This is a genomic window from Moraxella equi (genome assembly GCF_002027555.1).
GTDB lineage: Bacteria > Pseudomonadota > Gammaproteobacteria > Pseudomonadales > Moraxellaceae > Moraxella > Moraxella equi.
The window spans coordinates 943-1,341 of record NZ_MXAP01000175.1; the positions used below are offsets into that span (position 1 = coordinate 943).

The window sequence follows — 399 nt, forward strand, 5'->3', positions numbered from 1 at the left end:
TGCTCTTTTTGCTCGCCTGTGTTTTTGTCTGTCCAGCGGTCAGAAGTCGCCACGTTAATACTGGTCAGGCTACCGCCATTTTGGAATTGACGTACTTCTGGGTCTTGACCCAAACGACCAACAATAATTACTTTATTAATACTTGCCATGATGGTTACTCAACTTTTGATGTTTAAAAATAATGATTTGATTCAATAAATTTGTTTTAAATAAACGGTTAAATTCACATATTTAGCGTGACGATATTTTCACTAAATGGATTTACTTTTTCGGTTTGTCTTTTGGCATGCCGTCGCTTTTATTTGTGCATTGTGTTGCCATTATCTTAATTAAAATAAGTCAGAATAAGATATCCTGACTTATCTATTTGCAGTCAAGGTAGGGCGTATTGAACATTGA

The 399-nt window shown here is 35.3% G+C and carries 1 protein-coding gene; it reads right to left on the reverse strand.

From position 1 onward, the window contains the following. The coding region (gene ssb / locus B5J93_RS14445) for a single-stranded DNA-binding protein (protein WP_143823560.1) at positions 1-149 on the reverse strand (149 nt) is incomplete at its 3' end. Between the last annotated feature and the right edge of the window lie 250 nt (positions 150-399).